Genomic DNA, 21,760 nt, shown 5'->3' with positions numbered 1-21,760 from the left:
GCACCCACATGAGCTTCGGCGCCGATGAAGAGATCCTTCAGGATTTCCTTGTAGAGGCCGGCGAAATTTTAGAGCAACTGTCCGAACAACTGGTCGAGCTGGAAAGCCGCCCGGATGATGCGAACCTGCTCAATGCAATTTTTCGCGGTTTTCACACTGTAAAAGGGGGCGCCGGCTTCCTCCAGCTCCATGAGCTGGTGGAGTGCTGCCACATCGCCGAGAACGTCTTCGACATCCTGCGCAAGGGTGAGCGTAAGGTTGATTCGGAGTTGATGGACGTGATTCTCGAAGCACTGGATGCGGTCAACGGCATGTTCAGCGAAGTTCGCGAACGTGCCCCGATCACCGCGGCCACCCCGGAGCTGCTGGCCGCCCTGGCGCGCTATGCCGAACCTGCCGACACCTCGGCGGCGCCTGTGGCCGAAGCGGTACCTGAGCCGGTCGCGGAGCCTGAGGCGGATGTGACGGACAGTGAGTTCGAGCAGTTGCTCAACTCCCTCAGCGCCGTCAAGGCCGAGGCCGAGGCATCGACCGTCGTCGCGCCGGTTGCCACGCCAGCCGTAGCCCCGAGCAGCGAAGACATTACCGACGCGGAATTCGAATCCCTGCTCGATCAGTTGCATGGCAAGGGCCAGTTTGCCGCCGATGCCGTGGTGCCTGCCGCGGCCGCGCCAGCACCCGCTGCTGCGAGCACCGACATTACCGACGACGAATTCGAAGCGTTGCTGGACCAGTTGCATGGCAAAGGCACCTTTGCGGTCGATGCCTTGCCGGAAGGTGCGGGCACGGCTGCAGCGCCTGCCGCGCCGGCCACCCCCGCGCAGCCGGCCGGTGCTGGCCTGATCACCGATCACGAATTCGAAGCGTTGCTGGACGATTTGCACGGTAAGGGCAAGTTCAGCGAAGTGGCCCCCACCGCAGCGGCCACTGCCGCCCCGGTAGCGGCTAAACCCGCGCCTGCCAAGGCTGCGGCGCCTGCCGCTGGCAAACCAGCCCCGGCACCTGCCGCAGCCCCTGCTCCGGCGCGCGCCGCCGCGGCACCGGTTGCGGAAAAGCCGGCCAGTGAAGCCGAAACCACCGTGCGGGTCGATACCGCGCGCCTGGACGACATCATGAATATGGTTGGTGAACTGGTACTGGTGCGTAACCGCCTGGTGCGCCTGGGCCTGAACAGTGGCGATGAAACCATGCAAAAGGCCGTGTCGAACCTCGACGTGGTCACCGCCGATCTGCAAACCGCTGTCATGAAAACGCGGATGCAGCCGATCAAGAAAGTCTTCGGCCGCTTCCCGCGCCTGGTGCGTGACCTGGCGCGCCAGCTGAAGAAAGAGATCAACCTGGAACTGGTGGGTGAAGAAACCGACCTCGACAAAAACCTCGTCGAGGCCCTGGCCGACCCGCTGGTCCACTTGGTGCGCAACGCGGTCGACCATGGCGTTGAAACCCCGGAAGAACGCGAAGCCTCGGGCAAGTCCCGCAACGGCAAGGTGATTCTGGCGGCGGAGCAAGAGGGCGACCATATCCTGCTGTCGATCACCGATGACGGCAAGGGCATGGACCCGGCCATCCTGCGCAATATCGCGGTCAAGCGTGGCGTGATGGACAAGGACGCCGCCGACCGCCTGACCGATACCGAGTGCTACAACCTGATCTTCGCCCCGGGCTTCTCGACCAAGACCGAGATTTCCGACGTGTCCGGGCGTGGTGTCGGCATGGACGTAGTGAAAACCAAGATCAGCCAGCTCAACGGTTCGATCAACATCTACTCGACCAAGGGCCAGGGCTCGAAGATCGTGATCAAGGTGCCGTTGACCTTGGCGATCATGCCGACCCTGATGGTGATGCTGGGTGACCAGGCCTTCGCCTTCCCGCTGGTCAACGTCAACGAGATCTTCCACCTCGACCTGTCGCGCACCAACGTGGTGGACGGCCAGGAAGTGGTGATCGTGCGCGACAAGGCGTTGCCCCTGTTCTACCTCAAGCGCTGGCTGGTGGCGTCGGCGGCTCATGAAGAGCAGCGCGAAGGCCATGTGGTGATTCTTTCCGTGGGCACTCAGCGTATCGGCTTTGTCGTCGATCAACTGGTTGGCCAGGAAGAAGTCGTCATCAAGCCCTTGGGCAAAATGCTGCAGGGGACCCCGGGCATGTCGGGTGCGACCATCACCGGCGACGGTCGGATCGCGCTGATTCTCGATGTTCCGAGCATGCTCAAGCATTACGCCGCTCGGCGTATTTGATTCTGGTGGGGCTCAGGCAGTTTGCCCGCCCCACCTAACGGAGTGTTTATGGCAGTCAAGGTCCTGGTGGTGGACGATTCAGGTTTCTTCCGCCGCCGCGTCTCGGAAATTCTTTCCGCCGATCCAAGCATCCAGGTGGTCGGCACGGCCACCAACGGCAAAGAGGCGATTGATCAAGCCATTGCGCTGAAGCCGGACGTGATCACCATGGACTACGAGATGCCGATGATGGATGGCATCACGGCTGTTCGGCACATCATGCAACGCTGCCCCACCCCGGTATTGATGTTCTCTTCGCTGACCCACGAAGGCGCCCGAGTGACCCTCGATGCGCTGGACGCGGGGGCGGTGGACTTCCTGCCGAAAAATTTCGAAGACATCTCGCGCAACCCCGAGAAGGTCAAGCAAATGCTGTGCGAGAAAGTCCACAGCATTGCCCGCAGCAACCGTCGCAGCCTGTTCAGCGCGCCAGCGCCGGCGCCGGTTGCCGCACCGGCTGCGCCCTCCAGTGCCTCGTTTGGTCGCCCGGCCCCCGCGCCGCTTGCGCGCCCGGCGCCGCCGGCTCGTGCCGCGGCACCCGCGGCCGGGCAGTCCGCCGCACCCAAGCGCAAGGCCTACAAGCTGGTTGCCATCGGTACCTCGACTGGCGGCCCGGTCGCCCTGCAGCGCGTGCTGACGCAACTGCCGGCCAACTTCCCGGCGCCGATCGTGTTGATTCAGCATATGCCGGCCGCGTTCACCAAGGCGTTTGCCGAGCGCCTGGACAAGCTGTGCCGCATCAGCGTCAAGGAAGCCGAGGACGGCGACATTCTGCGCCCTGGCCTGGCGTTGCTGGCCCCGGGTGGCAAGCAGATGATGGTTGACGGCCGTGGCGCGATCAAAATCCTGCCGGGCGATGAGCGCCTGAACTATAAGCCATGCGTAGACATCACCTTCGGTTCGGCGGCCAAGTCCTACGGCGACAAAGTTCTGGCGGTGGTGCTCACCGGCATGGGCGCCGATGGCCGCGAAGGCGCGCGTCTGCTCAAGCAGGGCGGCAGCGCGATCTGGGCCCAGGACGAGGCCAGTTGTGTGATCTATGGCATGCCCATGGCCATCGTCAAGGCTGACCTGGCCGACGCCGTCTACAGCCTGGACGACATCGGCAAGCATCTGGTGGAGGCCTGCCTCTGATGGATGTATTGAGCCTGATGGGCATCATCCTGGCGTTTGTCGCAATCATTGGCGGCAACTACCTCGAAGGCGGCCACCTTGGCGCGCTGGCCAACGGCCCGGCGGCGTTGATCGTGATTGGCGGCACCGTGGGCGCCGCGTTGCTGCAGTCGCCGATGAGTTCGTTCAAGCGCGCGATGCAGATCCTGATCTGGATCATTTTCCCGCCACGTGTCGACCTGCCCGGCGGCATCGACCGCGTGGTCAACTGGAGCCTCACCGCGCGCAAGGAAGGCCTGCTGGGCCTGGAAGGCGTGGCCGATGCCGAGCCCGACAGCTACGCGCGCAAAGGCCTGCAATTGCTGGTCGACGGTGCCGAGCCGGAAGCGATCCGCAGCGTTCTCGAGGTGGATTTCTATACCCAGGAAAGCCGCGACATCAACGCCGCCAAAGTATTTGAAAGCATGGGCGGCTATGCGCCGACCATCGGCATCATCGGTGCGGTAATGGGCCTGATCCATGTGATGGGCAACCTGGCCGACCCTTCGCAACTGGGCAGCGGGATTGCCGTGGCGTTTGTCGCCACCATCTATGGCGTGGCCAGTGCCAACCTGGTGCTGTTGCCGGTGGCCAGCAAGCTCAAGTCGATTGCCATGCGCCAGTCCCGTTATCGCGAAATGTTGCTCGAAGGCATCCTCTCGATTGCCGAGGGCGAGAACCCGCGCTCCATCGAATTGAAGCTCCAGGGCTTCATGGACTGATGGTTATGAACACCCATCCCCCTGTAGGAGCGAGCTTGCTCGCGAAGAACTCAAAAGCGCCGCATTTATCCAGGATGCCCGCGTCATCATTGACGTTTTTCGCGAGCAAGCTCGCTCCTGCAGTGGCCGGTGTTTTCGGAGGTTGCCAGTGAGCCGACGCCGTCGCGAGCCTGAAGAGCACGTCAACCACGAACGTTGGCTGGTGTCCTACGCGGACTTCATCACCTTGTTGTTTGCATTTTTCGTGGTGATGTACTCCATCTCGTCGATCAACGAAGGCAAGTACAAAGTCATTTCCCAGGCGTTGATCGGTGTGTTCAACGATGCCGACCGCTCCTTGAAGCCGATTCCCATCGGCGAAGAGCGGCCCAGGACCGTGACCCCGGCCAAGCCGCTGGTCAACGACAGCGATGAAACCGCTGCCGGCATTGGGGGCACCAGCGACCCGCTGAAAAGCATCGCCGATGACATCAGCGCCGCGTTTGGCGACCTGATCAGTTCCAACCAGATGACCGTGCGTGGCAATGAGTTATGGGTGGAGATCGAACTCAACTCCAGCCTGTTGTTCGCCAGCGCCGACGCGATGCCCAGCGACCAGGCGTTCACCATCATCGACAAGGTCGCGGCCATTCTCAAACCCTTCGAGAACCCGATACACGTCGAAGGCTTTACCGACAATATCCCGATCAGCACCGCGCAGTATCCGACCAACTGGGAGTTGTCCTCGGCCCGGGCGGCGAGCATCGTGCGCATGCTGGCGATGCAGGGCGTGAACCCCTCGCGCCTGGCGTCGGTGGGTTACGGCGAGTTCCAACCGGTGGCCAACAACGCCACAGTGGAAGGCCGCGCGCGCAACCGTCGGGTGGTGTTGGTGGTTTCGCGCAACCTGGATGTGCGCCGCAGCCTGACCGGTACCGGCACCGCCAATGCAACACCGGACGCGGCCTTGAAGCGCGCTGGCACACAAACTGCACCGGCCCTTGCAAAGCCGCCGGTTCGGCAGAGTGCCGTCAATTCTCCGTCACCGGCTCAATAATCCATGCAATGTCTCGGTCGCGCCAATGCCTGCCGGGAGGAACCATCCGAATGAGAGTCTGGGCAGTTGCCAATCAAAAAGGTGGAGTCGGCAAGACCACCACCTCCATCGCTTTAGCCGGCTTGCTGGCCGAGGCGGGCAAGCGTGTGGTCGTGGTCGACCTCGACCCCCACGGCTCAATGACCAGCTATTTCGGCTACGACCCGGACGCGCTGGAACACAGTTGTTATGACCTGTTCCTGCACAAGGGCAATGTGCCCGGCGACTTGCCCGGTCAATTGCTGCTGCCCACCAGCAACGAGAGCATTTCCCTGCTGCCCTCCAGCACCGCGCTGGCCACCCTTGAGCGCCAGTCGCCGGGGCAGAGCGGTCTGGGCCTGGTGATCGCCAAGACCCTGGCGCAACTGTGGCAGGACTTTGACTACGCCATCATCGACAGCCCGCCGTTGCTCGGTGTACTGATGGTCAACGCCCTGGCGGCCAGCCAGCAACTGGTGATCCCGGTGCAGACCGAGCACCTGGCGGTCAAAGGCCTGGAGCGCATGGTCAGCACCCTGGCGATGATCAATCGCTCGCGCAAACAGGCGCTGCCGTACAGCATCGTGCCGACCTTGTTCGACCGTCGCACCCAGGCGTCCCTGGGCACCTTGCGTGTACTGCGCGACGCCTATCCGGAGACGATCTGGAACGGCTATATCCCGGTGGACACGCGCCTGCGCGATGCCAGCCGGGCAGGGCTCACGCCTTCGCAGTTCGACGGTAAAAGTCGTGGCGTGCTGGCCTACCGCGCGTTGCTCAAGCACCTGCTGTCCCAGCAGCTTGTGGCGCAGGTGGCCTGATGATGAACCGCCCCGTCGACCTCAAGGTCAAGACCCGGCCGCAACTGGCACTGGAATCCTACCTGGATGCCTTGCTGCAGGATGCGACCGAGGAAGAGTTGCCGGAACCGGTCCTGGCGCTGGAGCCGGTGCTGGAAGTGCCGTCGTCGAGCAGCCTGGATGAGTTCCAGCTGGCCGTGTTGGAAGAGCAGGCCCGCGATGCGCATATCGCGCCGACGATCGTGCCGGTCGCCGCGCCCGTGGTGGTGCCGGTCGTGGCGCCGCCGCAGGTGGTGGTCGAGCCGGTGGTGGATGTGCACCTGCCGCCGAGCATCACCCCGCCGCCGGTGAGCGGCGATGATCGCCCTTCATGGGCTGCCGAGCCGTTCGAATGCTTGCTGTTCGATGTCGCCGGCTTGACCCTGGCGGTGCCGCTGGTGTGCCTGGGCTCGATCTATTCCCTGGAAGGCCAGGAGCTGACGCCATTGTTCGGCCAGCCGGAGTGGTTCCTCGGCATCCTGCCGAGCCAGGCCGGCAACCTCAAGGTGCTGGACACCGCGCGTTGGGTGATGCCCGACCGCTACCGCGATGACTTCCGCCAGGGCTTGCAATACGTGATCTCGGTGCAGGGCTACGAGTGGGGGCTGGCGGTGCATCAAGTCAGCCGTTCGTTGCGCCTGGACCCGAATGAAATCAAATGGCGCAGCCACCGGGGCCAACGGCCTTGGCTGGCGGGCACCGTGATCGAACACATGTGCGCGTTGCTCGACGTTGCCGAACTGGCCGAATTGATCGCCAGCGGTGCCGTCAAGACAATGCCTGTTGCCAAACGCAGTTGATTGAACAATAAGGGCCGCGCGCAAGTGCGGTCAAAAGAAGTACACACGCCGCCTACATCGGCATTTGAAGGGGTCACAGCTATGAACAAGTCAGCGTCTGCACAAGGTTTGGATGATCCTATCCTGCAATGGGTTACCTTCAAACTGGACAACGAAACCTACGGCATTAACGTGATGCGCGTGCAGGAAGTGCTGCGCTACACCGAGATCGCCCCCGTCCCAGGTGCGCCAAGCTACGTGCTCGGCATTATCAACCTGCGCGGTAACGTGGTGACGGTCATCGACACCCGCCAGCGTTTTGGTCTCGATACGGCCGAGATCAGCGACAACACGCGCATCGTGATCATCGAAGCCGACAAGCAAGTGGTCGGCATCATGGTCGACAGCGTCGCCGAGGTGGTCTACCTGCGCCAATCGGAAGTGGAAACCGCGCCGAACGTGGGTAACGAGGAATCGGCCAAGTTCATCCAGGGCGTGTGCAACAAGAACAACGAATTGTTGATTCTGGTTGAGCTGGACAAAATGATGAGCGAAGAAGAATGGTCGGAACTGGAGAGCATCTGATTGTTCCTTGAGGCTGCGGTAATCGTCCTGGCCCTGCTATGGGCCGGGACATTGGCCTTCCTGCTGCGCTACCTGCGCCAGCAGCGGGAACTGGCCATGCAACAGGCCGAGCGCGATGCATTGCGTGACCGGCGCATCCTGGAGCTGGTCAAGCGTGTTGATCACTTCCAGCAAAGTGCGGTGAAGGTCGGGGATGAGGTGCATGAGCTGCGCGCCATCCTTGCGCCGTTGCCGGACAAACTCGCGCAGATCGAACAGCGTGATCCTTCCAGCCTGTCATTTGCCCAGGCGGCGAAGCTGGTGGGCATGGGCGCTACGGTGGATGAACTGACCCAGTCGTGCGGCCTGACCCAGGCTGAAGCGCAGTTGATGAGTAAGTTGCATAAGAGCAGCTGAAAGCTTCGAGCTTCAAGCGGCAAGTTTTGAGTTTTGGCTTGCCGCTGATGACTTGGCGCTTGTGGCTGCACTTTCCCTACTGGTTCAAGGTCCACATCAGCGCAGTTGATGAGTAAGTTGCATAAGAGCAGCTGAAAGCTTCGAGCTTCAAGCGGCAAGTTTTGAAGCCTGATAGGTGTTGCTTATAACTTGGCGCTTGTGGCTGCACTTTCCCTACTGGTTCAAGGTCCACATCCTTCAAGCACCTTTGAATCCAGGAGTAAGCCATCCATGAGCACCGCCAAAGCACTGTTGATTCTTCACGGCAAGCAAGCCCTCAACGAGGACGTGCGTGCGGCCGTGCAGGCACGGCGGGAGCAGGGCGGGGAGCTGGCGGTGCGGGTGACGTGGGAGGGCGGTGACGCCCAGCGCCTGGTCAAGGAGGCCTTGGACGGCGGCTATACCCACATCATTGCCGGCGGCGGCGACGGCACCTTGCGTGACGTGGCTGAAGCCATGGCGTTGGCCAACTCCGACGCCAGCCTGGTACTGATGCCCCTGGGCACCGCCAATGATTTCGCCAAGGCCGCCGGCGTGCCGCTGGAGCCCGCGCTGGCCCTGGCATTGCTGGACGCACCGGCCAGGGCAATCGACCTCGGCCAGGTGGGTGGGCAAATCTTCCTGAACATGGCCACCGGCGGCTTCGGCAGCCAGGTCACCGCCAACACCTCCGAAGACCTGAAGAAAATCCTCGGTGGCGCGGCCTACCTGTTCACTGGCTTGACGCGTTTCAGCGAATTGAAGGCCGCGTATGCCGAGCTGGATGGGCCGGATTTTCATTGGAAAGGTCAATTGCTGGCGCTGGGCATCGGCAACGGTCGCCAGGCGGGCGGTGGGCATGAGCTCTGCCCTGGGGCCATGGCCGATGATGGCCTGCTCGACGTCAGCATCCTGCCGGCGCCCCAAGAGGTGGTCAGTACCTTGCGTGAGCTGATGAGCAACGGATGGGGCCTGGATGCCATGTTCGTGCGTGCACGCCTGCCGTGGGTCAATATCAAGGTTGCCCAGGGGTTGTACATCAACCTCGACGGCGAACCGCTGCAAGGCGACGACCTGCATTTCGAGGCGTTGCCCAAGGCCCTGCGCGTGCATCTGCCGCTGGGTTCGCCCCTAGTCGTCCAGGCTGATGATCTGCTCGCGTACCGCGAATAACACCAGGCCCGCCACGTCGAAAATCTGCAGGCGCTTCATGATTTGCGAACGGTGGGCCTCGACGGTCTTGATACTCAGGCCCAGGCCGTGGGCAATCTCGCGGGTGGATTTGCCGCGCACGATCAGGCGCAGGATTTCCAGTTGCCGGGCCGTGAGGTTATGGCTGTGGCCTGCGGGCGCGGCGGCGCCCTGGCTGCGCACCAGCGCCTGGCTGATCACGGTGTGAGCGATGGCCGGGCTCAGGTAGCGCTCGTTGTTGCGCAGTGCCATCAGCGCGTGTTCCAGCTCGTTGGCGGTGGTGTCCTTGAGCAGGTAGCCATGGGCGCCGGACTCCAGTGCGCACATGATCAGTTCCGGGTCGGTGTGCATCGACAGGATCAGCACCTTGCTCTTGGGCCAGGCGCGCTTGAGTTGCTGCAAGGCATCCAGGCCACCGGTGTGCTTCATCGACAGGTCGAGCAGCACGATATCCGGTTGCAAGGCGTTGAACTGCTCAAGCAACTGCGCGCCATCGCTGGCCTCGCCGCTCACCGTGTAGCCGGGAATGTCCTGGATCAGCGCGCGTACGCCGGCCCTGATCAGTGCATGGTCATCCACCAGGAGTAATGTGCAGGTCACTCGAGAACCTTAGGGGGACTGGCCCGTTCGAGGGCGCGCGGCGCCCAGGGGAAAAGCGCATCGATCCGCGTGCCTTCGCCTGGCTGGCTGCTGACGGACAAGCGGCCTCCCAGTTGATCGATCCGCTCGGACATGCCGGCCATGCCCCGTTGGCCTTCCAGGGCGGGGTTGATGGCGGGCGAGAAACCCTTTCCGTCATCGCAAATGGTCAGCGACAGGCCCTCGGGCAGGCGTTGCAGGCGCACCAGCAGGTTACGCGCCTGGGCGTGGCGTAGCATGTTGGTCACCGCTTCCTGGGTAATGCGAAAGGCCGCCACGGCCATTTCTTCAGGAATGCCGGTCAGCCGCTGCTGGCATTCCAGGCTCCAGTGCACCGGGGTGTTTTCCAGGGTCTTGAGCAGGTGCGCGCGCAGGCTGGCTTCCAGGCCGAGGTGGGTAAGCTGGCGGGGGTTGAGGATAGCCGATACGTCGCGGACCTTGGCCAGGGTCTCATTCAAGGTGTTGCACAGTACCGTGCACTGGCTTTGCAGGTCGTCCGGCAGGCGGCGCTTGAGCCATTCGCTTTGCAGCTTGGCGGCGGTCAGCAGTTGGCCAATGTCGTCATGCAGTTCGCGGCTGAGGCGATGGCGTTCGTTTTCCTGCACCTGCAGCAGGCGGTCGGCCAATTCCTGCGGTTGGAACTTGATAGATTTGCGTGAGTACCACTGTTGCAGGCCAACCACCAGCAAGGTGCCCAGGTTGAACAGCGGCACCATCAGCGGCAGCGGCGCGGAGCGGCTGTAGGCCCACAGGCTCAGCAGCAGCGAGCCAAGGCATAGGGCGAGAAGCAAACGGCGTGCATTGCTGCGGGACGCGGACCTTGCGATGAATGTCTTGAGGCTGGCATGCATAGCGGATGGAGCCAATGAAGGTTCGCTGCGAAAAGAGCGGTCAAGGCGGCTGACCGGGCTCTGTTTGAAATACGTTATCGAGTCATTTTTTTGCATGATGAAGTTGCGTCACTTCAAGCGTGGGCATATTACCACCACTATTACCGTTGGTCGCCTGCTGCCGTGCCTGGCAGGCTGACTTCACCGCACAGAGACTCCGGGCGGTAATCCCGGCGTTCATGAAGTGGGGGAAGTTGGGTGACTTAAAAGGGGTGTATCGTCATTAAAGAGTGCTGGCTATTTGATATCTTTTTGTGCGCATTGATTACCAGCAAGTTCGTTAAACTTGTCGCTTTTAGATAACACGGCGTTTCAATACCACCTGTGGCGGCGTCAAAAAGTGTGATGCATGCGTTGCTGGGGTTTATGACTGAAGCTTTTTTGCGGGATCTGCAACGTTACCGTGGCAATCAACGTGGCTTGTTCCGCTTCATCCAAGGCCAGTTGGCCAGTCTTCACGTCGATCAACTCCAATTGCCAGGCCAGCAATTTCAGGCACTCTTCCAGCGCCTGGAGCGCTTGGTCGTGCAACTGCAACGGGTTTTCGGCGTTGGCGATCAGGTACTGGATATGCCGCGAGAATTCGCTGATCGCCTGCAGGGCCAGGCAGTCGGCTCGTTCGGCGAGCTTGGTCAGGCTGATTTTCATGCACTCGATAGCGTCACTGTCGTTGCGAATCAAGTGCAGGTGGCTCAGGCACTCTTCCGACTTGACCAGCAGCTTTTCAGCCTCGTGCAGGAACTCGGGAAATGCAGCTTGCCACTCGTTACCGTCGTTCATCACGCAAGTCTCCACAACTTAAGGTCGGGTATTGAGATGTCGCATCGGGTGAATGGCGTAAAACTACCGCTGAAATATGACCGGAAGCTGTAGGTCGCTTCTGAATTTGCAGTAGGACGTTTATTTGAATGACGGTGACGGCTCTGGGTGGCCCTTGTGAGTGGGCTTAGTCGCACACTGTCAGTTGCCGCCACGTGAGCGTCTGGAAGGCCCGTGGGCCGAGGGCTTGGCATGGCAAACAATAGCCTGACTCCATTCATGCAATGAGAATGGCGTCACATTAATGGCTATTAGATACTGCGAATATCAGGTTGGGCCTGATTGCGTATAGGGGAATCCCTTACATGGCGGAACCTTGCGTCGATTTAAGTGTCGCGCAACGTCGCCGCACCCGCCATGGATAGTGCTGTGGGGATGCCTGGGCAGTAAAGCATGATATCAGTGTGACATCAATGAATTTACGTGGCATTTTACAGGGGTCAAGGTCTGGCTTGCGCCGCCGATAACCAGTTTTAGTAAACCGCACAATTCCTTCGGGCAATATTTCCAGCGCACACCAGGAGCATTTAATGGCCGGCATTCTCGACACGGTAGATCAACGCACGCAACTGGTGGGTGAGAATCGCCTGGAAATCCTCATGTTTCGCCTGGCCGGGAGGCAGTTGTTCGCCATTAACGTGTTCAAGGTTCAAGAGGTGCTGCAGCTGCCCAAGCTGACCCTGATGCCGCAGCGCCATCCATTCGTGTGTGGCGTGGTCAACCTGCGCGGCCAGACCTTGCCGGTGATCGACCTGTCCCAGGCGATCGGCATGCGCCCGCTGGTACCGGGCCCGAACAGCACTATCATCGTCACTGAGTACAACCGCTCGGTGCAGGCGTTCCTGGTCGGTGGCGTGGACCGCATCGTCAACATGAACTGGGAATCCATCCTGCCGCCGCCCACCAGCGCGGGGCGCCAGCACTACCTCACGGCTATCAGCAAGGTCGATGACCAACTGGTGGAAATCATCGATGTGGAAAAAGTCCTCGCCGAGATCGTGCCCTACAACGCCAAGGTGTCCCGCGAGAAACTCGACGACCCGGTGCTGGAACGTGCCCGTGGCCGCGAAGTGCTGCTGGTGGACGACTCCAACGTCGCCCTGTCGCAACTGCGCGACACCCTGGGCCAGCTGGGGGTGAAGATGCACATCGCCAGCGACGGCCTCAAGGCGCTGAACATGCTCAAGGCCTGGGCCGACGCCGGCCACGTGATGACCGACAAGCTGCTGATGATCTTCACCGACGCCGAAATGCCCGAGATGGACGGCTACCGCCTCACCACCGAAATTCGCAACGACCCGCGCCTGCGCAAGCTCTACGTGGTGCTGCACACCTCGCTGTCGGGCAGCTTCAACGACTCGATGGTGAAGAAGGTCGGGTGCGACAACTTCCTGTCCAAGTTCCAGCCCGACAAGCTGGTGGATGTGGTGCGTCAACGACTGATGCTGGACGAAGCTTCGGCTTGACCTTAGGGTGGCATCTTTGCCCCCCAGGAATGCAGGCCCATGCTTCGTCTCAGCGCGTTGTACCGTTACCCCTTGAAGTCCGGCAAGGCCGAGATATTGCAGGAAATCGGCCTGGATAAGCTCGGTTTGCACGGTGATCGACGCTGGATGCTGGTGGACGAGGCCAGCGGGCGTTTCCTCACGCAGCGCGCCGTGGCGAAGATGAGCCAACTGTCGGCGCTGTGGAACCCAAGCGGCGGCCTTACCCTCAGCTCACCTGGCTACGCGCCGCTGGACGTGGCGTTGCCGGGCATCGACAGTGAGCTACGCGGCGTGACGATCTGGCGCGACACCTTGCGCGTGCCGGACGCCGGTGACGCGGCGGCGGCCTGGGTCAGTGAATTTATCGGCAAGCCGACGCGGCTGGTGCAGATGCCCCTGGACCGCGCCCGTACCACTCAAGCCGGTTATGGCCGAGATGATGACCAGGTCGCGTTCGCCGACGGTTACCCGTTGCTGCTGATCGGCCAGGCCTCCCTTGACGACCTCTGCCAAAAAGTCGGCCGCCCCATGGAGATGCTGCGCTTTCGCCCCAACCTGGTGGTCGAGGGCGGCGAAGCCTTTGCCGAAGATGGCTGGAAGCGCCTGCGCATCGGCGATCTCGAGTTTCGAGTGGTCAAGCCGTGTTCACGCTGCATTCTCACCACCCTCGACCCGCAGACCGGCGAACGCAGTGCCGATCGTGAACCCTTTGCCACGCTTGAGGCTTACCGCAAGACCCCAGAGGGTGCGATGTTCGGCCAGAACCTGGTCAACAACGGGGCGGGGCGCCTGGAAGTGGGCATGCCGGTGACGGTCCTGGAATAACAGGATCACCGCCAACGGTTGACCAGCGAGAGCCTGCCTGACGGGGGCGCTGAATTCCAAGTAATCTTCTGGTCAAGCGACGCATGACTGAATGATTAAAGTGCCTGGCATTATGTCGAATTCATATTGAAGCCTGTCAGATCTGACAGTTAGAAAACTCCAAGCCGAATGCAAAAATCTGGGCGACCCTGCTCTCTCGAGAGGGCGATGGCTTTCAGGAGAATCAATAATGGAATTTATCGTGGACTTGCCAAGAACTGACGTGACCGAAACGGCCGCACGGGCGAAATTCTTGTCGGTAAAAGGATTTTATCCAAACAATCCTCAGTATTTTTATGACATATCAAAGGTGGAGTTACATCCAAAATCGCATTCGGCATCCATTACTTATGAGGTACGAAAAAATCCTGACTATAAGGAGCCCCCCGAAGAATAAATGAGTGAGATGGTTTCGTTATCGAGGTTTTCAGCCACGACTTCACGTGCGGATGCTTGTGGGGTGTGGCTGTCCACGAGCAGTCGCGCCTGGAGAGGGTGCTGCGTGCGAGGCCATCATGGTTCACCTGGTCGTGCGATTGCGGGCGAACAGGAACGATCCCTGGGGGATAATCTCAGTAGAGTACGCCCCGATCCCGCTCGGCATACTCTCCTGGACTTAGGACTTTTTTGCGCGGGTAAGGTTTAGCCGCGGTATTCGCACAGGTAAGCGGTGTCCACGGCGACCTTGAGCTGGAACTTGCTGTTGGCCGGGACGTTGAACTGGCTGCCGGCGGCGAAGGTTTCCCAGTCGCTGGCATCAGGCAGCTTGACGGTCAGGGCGCCGGAAACCACGTGCATGATTTCACGCTGGGCGGTGCCGAATTCGTATTCACCCGGGGCCATCACGCCGATGGTCGCCGGGCCTTCTGCGGTGCCGAAAGCGATCGACTTGACGGTGCCGTCGAAGTACTCGTTGACTTTAAACATGGGCGAATCCTCGGAAAAAGGGTCTGAAAAGGACGGCCAGTATGCCCAAGGGCAGGGAAGCTGCCTAGACCGGCAAAATCAGTGGCAGCAGGCGGGCGGTGTTGCGTGCGTCCTCCAGGGCCCGATGTTGCTGGCCATGGAACTGCATCCCCGCCAATTGCAGGGCACCGTTGAGCCCCAGGGGCTTGTCCAGGCGCCGGGCCTTGGCGAAGCGTTGCTTGAGGTTCACGTGGGGCGTGTCGGCCAGGAGGCTGGCCAGGTTGTTGCGCTGCCACTCCAGTTCCAGTTGCTGGCGGTCGTAGTCGCCCCAGCTGGCCCAGCCTTCCAGGCGCGTTTGATGCTGGCCCAGCCAGCGTTCGAACAGTGGCCATACCTCGGTGATAGACGCCGCGGTGTCGATATTCGCCTGGCTGATATGGGTCAGCTTGCGGCAAAAGGCGGTGAGCAATGGGCGCCGCAGCGGCCGCACAAAGCGCTGGAAATGGTCCAGTTCGCGGCCCTGGCGGTTTACCAGGCTCGCGCCGATCTCGATGACCTCCATCTCCGTCACGGGCCAGCCGCCGTCATCCGTTGTGGCTTCAAGGTCAATAATCAGCCAATGAGGCATCGTGCAGGTTCCCGTACTCTTCCTTTCCTGGGGGATAGAGCGTAGCCCGGCCCTGTAGTTCCGTGCTGTTTTTTCATTGAGGCCCGGGGTTATTCGATCTCGAGTAAAACCTGGCGATTGCGTACCTGATCGCCGGCGCTCACCTGCACGCTCTTGATCACACCGTCCATGCCGGCCTTCAGCGGATGCTCCATTTTCATGGCCTCGAGCACCAGCAGCAGTTGGCCTTTGGTCACGCTGTCACCGGCACTGATGTGTACATCGACAATGGCACCGTCCATCGGTGCCTTGACCGTTGCGGTGTCGGCGCTGGCCTGGCGGCTGGCGACCTGTTGGGTGCGGTGGGTAAAGGTCACGCCCGCCAGCCACAGTTGGTCTGCGGCGAGGTGGTAGGCGATGCGGCGACGGATGCCGTTGATCACCACGCTGGCGTGGCGGCCGTCGGTGGACAGTTGCAGGTCCTCAACGGTGACTGTGTGGGTTTCGTCGTTGACCTCCAGGCGGCAAGTCCAGGGTGTACTCGCGTTATTGCGCCACCCCGCCAGTACCTGGGCGTGCTGGTCGGCGCTGTGTTGATAGAACAGCGCGGCGGCCACGGCGAGCTGGTCATGGGTGACGGCCTGGCGTGGAATCTCACTGAAGTGTTCGGCGATAAACCCGGTGCTGAAATCACCCGCGATAAAGTCCGCATGCTTGAGCAGATCGGCCAGCAGCCGCTGATTGGTGCTTACTCCCAGCAGCAAGGTGTCTTCCACGGCCCGCAGCAGTTTGCGCCGCGCCTCTTCGCGGGTTGCGCCATGGGCGCTGATCTTGCCCAGCATGGCGTCATAGAACGGGCTGATGCGTTGACCTTCGCTGACGCCGTGGTCGGTGCGAACGCCGGTGGCCGGCTCCCAGCGCAGCACCTCACCGGTTTGCGGCAGGAAGCCCTGGGCCGGGTCTTCGGCGTACAGGCGCACCTCCATGGCGTGGCCGGTCAGGGTCACCTCTTGTTGGGTTAATGGCAGCGGCTCGCCGGCGGCGATCCGCAGTTGCCAGGCCACCAGGTCGAGGCCGGTGATCAGCTCGGTAACCGGGTGCTCCACTTGCAGGCGGGTGTTCATTTCCAGGAAATAGAACTGCCCGTTGCGGTCGAGCAGGAATTCCACGGTGCCGGCACCCACATAGTTCACGGCTCGACCGGCCTGGAGCGCGGCTTCACCCATGGCCTGGCGCAGGTGGGGTGTCATCACCGGGCAAGGGGCTTCTTCGATGACTTTCTGATGGCGACGCTGGATCGAGCAGTCGCGCTCACCGAGGTAGATAAGGTGGCCGTGACTGTCGCCGAACAGTTGGATTTCCACGTGGCGCGGCTCGATCAGCGCCTGTTCCAGGATCAGCTCATCACTGCCAAAGGCATGCTGTGCTTCGGAGCGGGCGGTGCGCAGTTGCTCCAGCAGTTGCTCGCGTCGGTGTACCAGGCGCATGCCACGACCGCCGCCACCGGCGCTGGCCTTGATCATCAGCGGGTAGCCGATGCGTTCGGCCTGGTGTTGCAGGGTGGCGTCGTCCTGGGCACTGCCCTGGTAGCCGGCGATGCAGGGCACACCGGCGTCGAGCATGGCGAGCTTGGACAAGCGCTTGCTGCCCATCAGTTCGATGGCTTCGATGCTGGGGCCGATGAACGTAAGCCCGGCGTCGAGGCACGCTTTGGCGAAGTCGGGATTTTCGGAAAGGAAGCCGTAGCCAGGGTGCACCGCATCGGCACCGGTGATGTGCGCCGCCTGAAGAATGGCCTGGATATTGAGGTAGGATTGCTGCACCGGGGCAGGGCCGATATGCACGGCCTCATCGGCCATGTGCACATGCAGGGCATTGGCGTCGGCGTCGCTGTAGACTGCCACCGTACGGTAGCCCAGAGCCTGGGCGGTGCGCTGGATGCGGCAGGCGATTTCGCCGCGGTTGGCGATCAGGATCTTGGTGAATGCGGCCATCGGTTTATCCCTTGGTAGATGCAGCGTTTGTCAGGGCCTCTTCGCGAGCAAGCCCGCTCCCACAGTTGAACTGCATTCCAACGTGCGGAGGCGGGCTTGCTCGCGAAGGCATCATTTGCACCACCTTGGCTTACGCTTCTGCACAAACGCCTGCGTCCCCTCAATTCCTTCTTCACCCGTCACCGCCTCGGCAAACCACTGCGCCGCCTGATCCAGCAACGGTCCCAATGGTGATTGCGCACTGGCCAGCAACAGCGCCTTGGTGCGTGCATTGGCCCCCGGCGCACACTGCAACACCTGGCCCAGCACCTCGTCCAAGCGTTCGGCCAGTGCCTGCGGATCGCTTTCAGTAAAGTGCACCAGCCCCAACCGCTGCGCTTCCACCCCGTCAAACCGTGCCGCCGTCAGTGCCAGGCGCCGGGCCTGGGTCAGCCCGATGCGCTTGACCACAAACGGCGCGATCTGCGCCGGCAGCAAGCCCAGGCTGGTTTCCGGCAGGCCGAACCGGGCCTTGTGATCGGCAATCGCGATATCGCTGACGCACGCCAAGCCAAACCCGCCGCCGAGTACGGCGCCTTGCAGCACCACAATGACCACTTGCGGCACGGCTTCGACGGCTTGCAGCAAGGTGCCGAAGGCGCGGTTGAGCGCCTGCAACTGGTCGCCCGCATTGACCATGTCCTTCACATCGGCGCCCGCGCAGAAATGCCCGCCCGCGCCGCTGATCACCACGGCCCGCACCTGGTCGTCGAGCTGTGCCAGCACCGCATGCAGTTCATTGACCATGTGCAGGCTCATGGCATTGCGGCATTCAGGGCGGTTGAGGGTGATGTGCAGCACGCCGTTGTGCGGTTCGAGCAACAGGGTGTTCATGGTTTTTTTCCCCGGCAGGGTGCCCATCAGTTTGCAGATGATGCCCAGCATGATTTCGTCGGCACCGCCGCCGATCGATACCAGGCGCACGTCACGGTAGGCCCGCGCTACCGGGTTGTCCCACATGAAACCCATGCCGCCCCAGTATTGCAGGCAACTGTCGCTGACTTCGCGGCCCAGGCGCCCGGCCTTGAGTTTGGCCATGGAGGCCAGGCGGGTCACGTCCTGGCCCTTGATGTATTGCTCGGTGGCCTGGTAGACCAGCGCGCGCAGGCATTCGATTTCGGTGGCCAGTTCCGCCAGGCGGAAGTGGATCACCTGGTTGTCGATCAGTGCCTTGCCGAAGGTCCGGCGCTCCTTGCAGTACTCAACGGTGCTGTCGATGCAGTACTCCAGGCCCTTGATCATATTGGCCGCGCCGAACAGGCGTTCTTCCTGAAATTGCAGCATCTGCATCATGAAGCCCGCCCCTTCGTGGCCGATGCGGTTGCGTTGCGGCACGCGCACATCGTCGAAAAACACCTGGGCGGTCTCGGAGCTGTGCATGCCGAGCTTTTCCAGGGGAGGGCTGACGCTGATGCCAGGGGTATTCATCGGCACCATGATCAGCGACTTGTTGATATGCGGTTTGTCGTCCGAGGTGTTGGCCAGCAGGCAGATGAAGTCGGCGCTGGGTGAGTTGGTGATCCACATTTTGCTGCCGTTGATCACATAGTCGTTGCCGTCCTTGCGCGCGTGGGTCTTGAGCCCGGCCACGTCGGAGCCGGCACCGGTTTCCGAAACGCCGATGCAACCGACTTGCTCGCCGCTGATGGCCGGGCGCAGGAACTCCTCACGCAGTTCATCCGAGCCGAAGCGCGCGAGGGCGGGAGTGCACATGTCGGTCTGCACGCCGATGGACATGGGGATGCCGCCGCAATGGATGGTGCCGAACTCTTCGGCCGCGACAATCGAGTAGCTGTAGTCCAGGCCCATGCCGCCGAATTGTTCCGGCTTGGAAATGCCCAGCAGGCCGAGGTCGCCCGCCTTGCGGAAAATCTCGTGGATGGGAAAGCGCCCGGCTTTTTCCCATTCCTCGACATGAGGGTTGATCTCGTGGTCGACGAAGGCGCGCACGGTGCGTCGCAGTGCCTGATGTTCCTGGGTAAAGATCATTGTTGTGCTCCTTAAAAACGCGCCACGCCGAAGCTGTTCGGCTGCAACTGCCGCACGTCGGCCTCATGACAGATATCCAGTAGAAACCCCAGCAGCGTGCGGGTGTCCCGTGGGTCGATCAGCCCGTCGTCCCACAGGTTCGCACTGCCGTAGAGGGCGGTGGACTGGCTGTCGAGCTTTTGTGCGGTGACCTGTTCCAGCATGTCCAGCACCTTGGGGTCGGGTACCAGGCCGTCCTTGAGTTGCCTGGCCTCGGTGACGATGCGCAGCACCTTGCCGGCCTGCGCGCCGCCCATCACCGCCGTGCGGCTGTTGGGCCAGGCGAAGATAAAGCGCGGGTCGAGACCACGGCCGCACATCGCATAGTTGCCGGCGCCATAGGAACCGCCAACCACCACCGTGAGTTTAGGCACTCGCGCATTGGCCACCGCCTGGAGCATCTTCGCGCCGTGCTTGATCACCCCTTGCTGTTCCGCCTCGGTGCCGACCATGAAACCGGTGGTGTTGTGCAGGAACAGCAGCGGCGTGCGGCTCTGGTCGCACAGCTGGATAAACTGTGCGGCTTTGCTCGCGCCCTTGGGCGTGATCGGGCCGTTGTTGCCGATCACACCCACCGCTCTGCCCTGAATCTGCAGATGGCCGCAGACGGTGTGAGCGTCGAACTCGCCCTTGAATTCGAGGAAGTGGGAACCGTCGGCCAGGCGCGCAAGGATCTCGCGTACGTCGTAGGGTTTTTTCGGGTCATCGGGGATCAAGCCCAACAGCTCGTCGATGGGGTACAGCGGCTCCTGGTAAGCGCGTGCGGGCGCCCGCGGCAGGCGGTCGTCCCAGGGCAGCAGGCTGGCAATTTCACGCGCGATGCGCACGCCGTCGGCGTCGTTTTCCGCCAGGTATTCGGCGGTGCCGGCGGTTTGCGCGTGCATCTCGGCGCCGCCCAGTTCTTCATCGGTGGCCACTTCGCCGGTGGCGGCCTTGAGCAACGGCGGCCCGGCGAGGAACAGCTTGGCCTTGCCACGCACCACCACCACGTAGTCCGACAGCCCTGGCTGGTACGCGCCGCCCGCCGTGGCCGAGCCGTGCACCACGGTGATCTGCGGCAAGCCCATGGCCGACATGCGCGCCTGGTTGGCGAAGCTGCGCGCGCCTTCGACGAAAATCTCGGCGGCGTAGTTGAGGTTGGCGCCGCCGCTTTCGGCGAGGGTCACCACCGGCAGTTTGTTCTCCATGGCGATCTGTTGCAGGCGCAGGGATTTTTTCAAGCCGGAGGGCGAGAGGGTGCCGCCCTTGATCGCGCTGTTGTTGGCCACCACCAGCATGCGCACGCCGCTGACGTAGCCAATACCGGCGATCAACCCGCCACCGGCGGCGCTGCCGTCCTTGTCGTCGTGCAGCTTGTAGCCGGCCAGGCCGGCCAGTTCCAGAAACGGCGCGCCGGGGTCCAGCAGCAGGTCGAGGCGTTCGCGGGGCAGCAGTTGGCCGCGTTTGTCGAACTTGGGCTTGGCTTGCTGGGCCTTGCTCAGCAGGTTGTGTTCCAACTGACGCAGTTGCGCGACAGCGGCGAGCATGGCTTCGCGGTTGCGTGCGAACTGCGGGTCGTTGGCGTCGATCTGGCTTTCAATCACGGGCATGATTCAGGGCTCCGCCTTGAGTACATCCGGCAGGTAAGCGCGGTGGAAACCGTTGAACGGCTCGCTCGGTGAGCGTGGGGTATGCAGTGGCCAGGCGCGGTTGCCCTGGCTCGCTGCACCGTCGATGCGCAGGGTGCTGCCACTGATGAACGCGGCGGCCGGGCTGAGCAGAAACACGATGGCGGCGCTGACTTCCGACTCGGTGCCGATGCGCTTGAGCGGCACATATTCGCGCAGCGTGGGGATCACCGCCTTGAATGCGCCCTCATAGGTGTCCATGCCGCTGGATGCGATCCAGCCCGGTGCCACGGCATTGACCCGCACCCCGGCGCAGCCCCATTCGAAGGCGGCGGTCTTGGTGAAGTTGTCCATGCCCGAGCGCGCCGCGCCCGAGTGGCCCATGCCAGGCATGCCGCCCCACATGTCGGCGAGCATGTTGACGATCGCGCCGCCGTGCGTGCTCATCGACTGGTTGAACACTTCCCGCGCCATCAGGAAGCCGCCGACCAGGTTGGTGCGCAGCACGGTTTCGAAGCCTTTCTGGTTGATCGAGGCCAGCGGTGACGGGTACTGGCCGCCGGCGTTATTGACCAGGCCGTGGACCGGGCCGTGTTCGTCAATGACCTGGGCGACCAGCGCTTTCACCGCATCTTCATCGCGGATATCGCAGGCCTGCCAATGGGCGCTGCCACCGTCTTCGGCGATCTCCTGCGCGACCCTTTGCAGTTTGTCCGGTTTGCGCCCCACCAGGATTACCCGGGCACCGAGGGCCGCGAGCTCATGGGCGGTACAACGGCCGATGCCGCTGCCGCCGCCGGTGACAATCACGGTGTGCCCCTGGAACAGGCCGGCGTTGAAGATTGAGTCGTAGGCCACGGCAACGCTC

Annotated in this window: 21 protein-coding genes and 1 pseudogene; 12 read left to right on the top strand and 10 right to left on the bottom strand. The window is 62.2% G+C overall.

Annotation, left to right across the window (positions count from 1 at the left end):
* Nucleotides 1-8: 8 nt before the first annotated feature.
* From AB4O05_RS24140 to yegS, 9 genes are all read left to right on the top strand, one after another.
* Complete coding sequence (locus AB4O05_RS24140; protein ID WP_460134921.1) at nucleotides 9-2,237, top strand: chemotaxis protein CheA; 2,229 nt, start codon at nucleotides 9-11, stop codon at nucleotides 2,235-2,237.
* A 48-nt stretch (nucleotides 2,238-2,285) separates the two neighbouring features.
* Nucleotides 2,286-3,410 carry a protein-glutamate methylesterase/protein-glutamine glutaminase gene (locus tag AB4O05_RS24135; RefSeq protein WP_460134922.1) on the top strand — a complete coding sequence of 375 codons (1,125 nt, stop codon included), beginning with the start codon at nucleotides 2,286-2,288 and terminating at the stop codon, nucleotides 3,408-3,410.
* Nucleotides 3,410-4,150, top strand: a complete 741-nt coding sequence (locus tag AB4O05_RS24130) for a flagellar motor protein (RefSeq protein WP_460134923.1) — start codon at nucleotides 3,410-3,412, stop codon at nucleotides 4,148-4,150. The genes AB4O05_RS24135 and AB4O05_RS24130 overlap by 1 nt, the downstream gene beginning before the upstream one ends.
* 148 nt (nucleotides 4,151-4,298) lie before the next feature.
* A complete protein-coding gene (gene motD, locus AB4O05_RS24125) occupies nucleotides 4,299-5,186 on the top strand; it encodes a flagellar motor protein MotD (RefSeq protein ID WP_460134924.1) in 888 nt (295 codons plus the stop codon).
* Nucleotides 5,187-5,236: 50 nt separating this feature from the next.
* Complete coding sequence (locus AB4O05_RS24120) at nucleotides 5,237-6,025, top strand: ParA family protein (RefSeq protein ID WP_460134925.1); 789 nt, start codon at nucleotides 5,237-5,239, stop codon at nucleotides 6,023-6,025.
* A 2-nt stretch (nucleotides 6,026-6,027) separates the two neighbouring features.
* Complete coding sequence (locus AB4O05_RS24115) at nucleotides 6,028-6,843, top strand: CheW domain-containing protein (protein WP_460137500.1); 816 nt, start codon at nucleotides 6,028-6,030, stop codon at nucleotides 6,841-6,843.
* Between the two features lie 81 nt (nucleotides 6,844-6,924).
* Nucleotides 6,925-7,407, top strand: a complete 483-nt coding sequence (locus tag AB4O05_RS24110; protein WP_460134926.1) for a chemotaxis protein CheW — start codon at nucleotides 6,925-6,927, stop codon at nucleotides 7,405-7,407.
* Nucleotides 7,408-7,803: a DUF2802 domain-containing protein gene (locus AB4O05_RS24105; protein ID WP_460134927.1), complete on the top strand. Its 396-nt coding sequence runs from the start codon at nucleotides 7,408-7,410 to the stop codon at nucleotides 7,801-7,803.
* 270 nt (nucleotides 7,804-8,073) lie between these two features.
* Entirely contained in the window at nucleotides 8,074-8,994 is a 921-nt protein-coding gene (gene yegS, locus AB4O05_RS24100; RefSeq protein ID WP_460134928.1) for a lipid kinase YegS, read from the top strand.
* Here the strand turns inward: yegS and AB4O05_RS24095 are convergent.
* The 3 genes from AB4O05_RS24095 to AB4O05_RS24085 form a co-directional block, all read right to left on the bottom strand.
* On the bottom strand, nucleotides 8,953-9,612 hold the full coding sequence (locus tag AB4O05_RS24095; protein WP_460134929.1) for a response regulator: 660 nt from the start codon (nucleotides 9,610-9,612) through the stop codon (nucleotides 8,953-8,955). The genes yegS and AB4O05_RS24095 overlap by 42 nt on opposite strands.
* Complete coding sequence (locus AB4O05_RS24090) at nucleotides 9,609-10,502, bottom strand: sensor histidine kinase (protein WP_460137501.1); 894 nt, start codon at nucleotides 10,500-10,502, stop codon at nucleotides 9,609-9,611. The genes AB4O05_RS24095 and AB4O05_RS24090 overlap by 4 nt, the downstream gene beginning before the upstream one ends.
* A 372-nt stretch (nucleotides 10,503-10,874) precedes the next feature.
* Nucleotides 10,875-11,321 carry a hypothetical protein gene (locus tag AB4O05_RS24085; protein WP_460134930.1) on the bottom strand — a complete coding sequence of 149 codons (447 nt, stop codon included), beginning with the start codon at nucleotides 11,319-11,321 and terminating at the stop codon, nucleotides 10,875-10,877.
* 569 nt (nucleotides 11,322-11,890) lie between these two features.
* Here AB4O05_RS24085 and AB4O05_RS24080 point away from each other — a divergent pair.
* The 3 genes from AB4O05_RS24080 to AB4O05_RS24070 all read left to right on the top strand — a co-directional run bounded on the left by AB4O05_RS24080 (nucleotide 11,891) and on the right by AB4O05_RS24070 (nucleotide 14,108).
* Nucleotides 11,891-12,826 carry a chemotaxis protein CheV gene (locus tag AB4O05_RS24080; protein WP_460134931.1) on the top strand — a complete coding sequence of 312 codons (936 nt, stop codon included), beginning with the start codon at nucleotides 11,891-11,893 and terminating at the stop codon, nucleotides 12,824-12,826.
* 39 nt (nucleotides 12,827-12,865) lie between these two features.
* Nucleotides 12,866-13,672 carry an MOSC domain-containing protein gene (locus AB4O05_RS24075; protein WP_460134932.1) on the top strand — a complete coding sequence of 269 codons (807 nt, stop codon included), beginning with the start codon at nucleotides 12,866-12,868 and terminating at the stop codon, nucleotides 13,670-13,672.
* Nucleotides 13,673-13,901: 229 nt separating this feature from the next.
* Nucleotides 13,902-14,108: a hypothetical protein gene (locus tag AB4O05_RS24070; protein WP_460164811.1), complete on the top strand. Its 207-nt coding sequence runs from the start codon at nucleotides 13,902-13,904 to the stop codon at nucleotides 14,106-14,108.
* Nucleotides 14,109-14,353: 245 nt separating this feature from the next.
* Here AB4O05_RS24070 and ppnP read toward each other — a convergent pair whose 3' ends face one another.
* The 7 genes and pseudogenes from ppnP to AB4O05_RS24035 all read right to left on the bottom strand — a co-directional run bounded on the left by ppnP (nucleotide 14,354) and on the right by AB4O05_RS24035 (nucleotide 21,750).
* The gene (gene ppnP / locus AB4O05_RS24065) at nucleotides 14,354-14,638 is read right to left on the bottom strand and encodes a pyrimidine/purine nucleoside phosphorylase (RefSeq protein WP_058424671.1); all 285 of its coding nucleotides are present in this window, start codon (nucleotides 14,636-14,638) and stop codon (nucleotides 14,354-14,356) included.
* Between the two features lie 64 nt (nucleotides 14,639-14,702).
* Nucleotides 14,703-15,245, bottom strand: a complete 543-nt coding sequence (locus AB4O05_RS24060) for a 3'-5' exonuclease (RefSeq protein WP_460134934.1) — start codon at nucleotides 15,243-15,245, stop codon at nucleotides 14,703-14,705.
* A gap of 89 nt (nucleotides 15,246-15,334) precedes the next feature.
* On the bottom strand, nucleotides 15,335-17,218 hold the full coding sequence (locus AB4O05_RS24055; RefSeq protein WP_460134936.1) for an acetyl/propionyl/methylcrotonyl-CoA carboxylase subunit alpha: 1,884 nt from the start codon (nucleotides 17,216-17,218) through the stop codon (nucleotides 15,335-15,337).
* A gap of 111 nt (nucleotides 17,219-17,329) precedes the next feature.
* Nucleotides 17,330-18,091 carry an enoyl-CoA hydratase/isomerase family protein gene (locus AB4O05_RS24050; RefSeq protein WP_460134937.1) on the bottom strand — a complete coding sequence of 254 codons (762 nt, stop codon included), beginning with the start codon at nucleotides 18,089-18,091 and terminating at the stop codon, nucleotides 17,330-17,332.
* Between the two features lie 3 nt (nucleotides 18,092-18,094).
* Nucleotides 18,095-19,246 (bottom strand): annotated as a pseudogene (gene atuD, locus AB4O05_RS24045) (citronellyl-CoA dehydrogenase); the annotation flags it as partial.
* Between the two features lie 11 nt (nucleotides 19,247-19,257).
* Nucleotides 19,258-20,874, bottom strand: a complete 1,617-nt coding sequence (gene atuC, locus AB4O05_RS24040; RefSeq protein WP_460164810.1) for a geranyl-CoA carboxylase subunit beta — start codon at nucleotides 20,872-20,874, stop codon at nucleotides 19,258-19,260.
* Between the two features lie 3 nt (nucleotides 20,875-20,877).
* Nucleotides 20,878-21,750 carry an SDR family oxidoreductase gene (locus AB4O05_RS24035; protein WP_460134939.1) on the bottom strand — a complete coding sequence of 291 codons (873 nt, stop codon included), beginning with the start codon at nucleotides 21,748-21,750 and terminating at the stop codon, nucleotides 20,878-20,880.
* Nucleotides 21,751-21,760 lie beyond the last annotated feature (10 nt).

This window comes from Pseudomonas sp. S1_G07 (genome assembly GCF_054668565.1).
Note: the sequence above shows the minus strand (reverse complement) of the source record. Positions and strands in the feature narration are given on the sequence as shown.

Coding starts and splice junctions, on each gene's coding strand:
- AB4O05_RS24090 (WP_460137501.1), bottom strand. CDS start 10,502: ATGCATGCCAGCCTCAAGACATTCATCGCAAGGTCCGCGTCCCGCAGC.
- AB4O05_RS24075 (WP_460134932.1), top strand. CDS start 12,866: ATGCTTCGTCTCAGCGCGTTGTACCGTTACCCCTTGAAGTCCGGCAAG.
- AB4O05_RS24060 (WP_460134934.1), bottom strand. CDS start 15,245: ATGCCTCATTGGCTGATTATTGACCTTGAAGCCACAACGGATGACGGC.
- AB4O05_RS24055 (WP_460134936.1), bottom strand. CDS start 17,218: ATGGCCGCATTCACCAAGATCCTGATCGCCAACCGCGGCGAAATCGCC.
- AB4O05_RS24070 (WP_460164811.1), top strand. CDS start 13,902: ATGGAATTTATCGTGGACTTGCCAAGAACTGACGTGACCGAAACGGCC.
- AB4O05_RS24135 (WP_460134922.1), top strand. CDS start 2,286: ATGGCAGTCAAGGTCCTGGTGGTGGACGATTCAGGTTTCTTCCGCCGC.
- AB4O05_RS24050 (WP_460134937.1), bottom strand. CDS start 18,091: ATGAACACCCTGTTGCTCGAACCGCACAACGGCGTGCTGCACATCACC.
- AB4O05_RS24115 (WP_460137500.1), top strand. CDS start 6,028: ATGAACCGCCCCGTCGACCTCAAGGTCAAGACCCGGCCGCAACTGGCA.
- AB4O05_RS24120 (WP_460134925.1), top strand. CDS start 5,237: ATGAGAGTCTGGGCAGTTGCCAATCAAAAAGGTGGAGTCGGCAAGACC.
- AB4O05_RS24085 (WP_460134930.1), bottom strand. CDS start 11,321: ATGAACGACGGTAACGAGTGGCAAGCTGCATTTCCCGAGTTCCTGCAC.
- AB4O05_RS24130 (WP_460134923.1), top strand. CDS start 3,410: ATGGATGTATTGAGCCTGATGGGCATCATCCTGGCGTTTGTCGCAATC.
- AB4O05_RS24080 (WP_460134931.1), top strand. CDS start 11,891: ATGGCCGGCATTCTCGACACGGTAGATCAACGCACGCAACTGGTGGGT.
- yegS (WP_460134928.1), top strand. CDS start 8,074: ATGAGCACCGCCAAAGCACTGTTGATTCTTCACGGCAAGCAAGCCCTC.
- atuC (WP_460164810.1), bottom strand. CDS start 20,874: ATGCCCGTGATTGAAAGCCAGATCGACGCCAACGACCCGCAGTTCGCA.
- ppnP (WP_058424671.1), bottom strand. CDS start 14,638: ATGTTTAAAGTCAACGAGTACTTCGACGGCACCGTCAAGTCGATCGCT.
- AB4O05_RS24110 (WP_460134926.1), top strand. CDS start 6,925: ATGAACAAGTCAGCGTCTGCACAAGGTTTGGATGATCCTATCCTGCAA.
- AB4O05_RS24140 (WP_460134921.1), top strand. CDS start 9: ATGAGCTTCGGCGCCGATGAAGAGATCCTTCAGGATTTCCTTGTAGAG.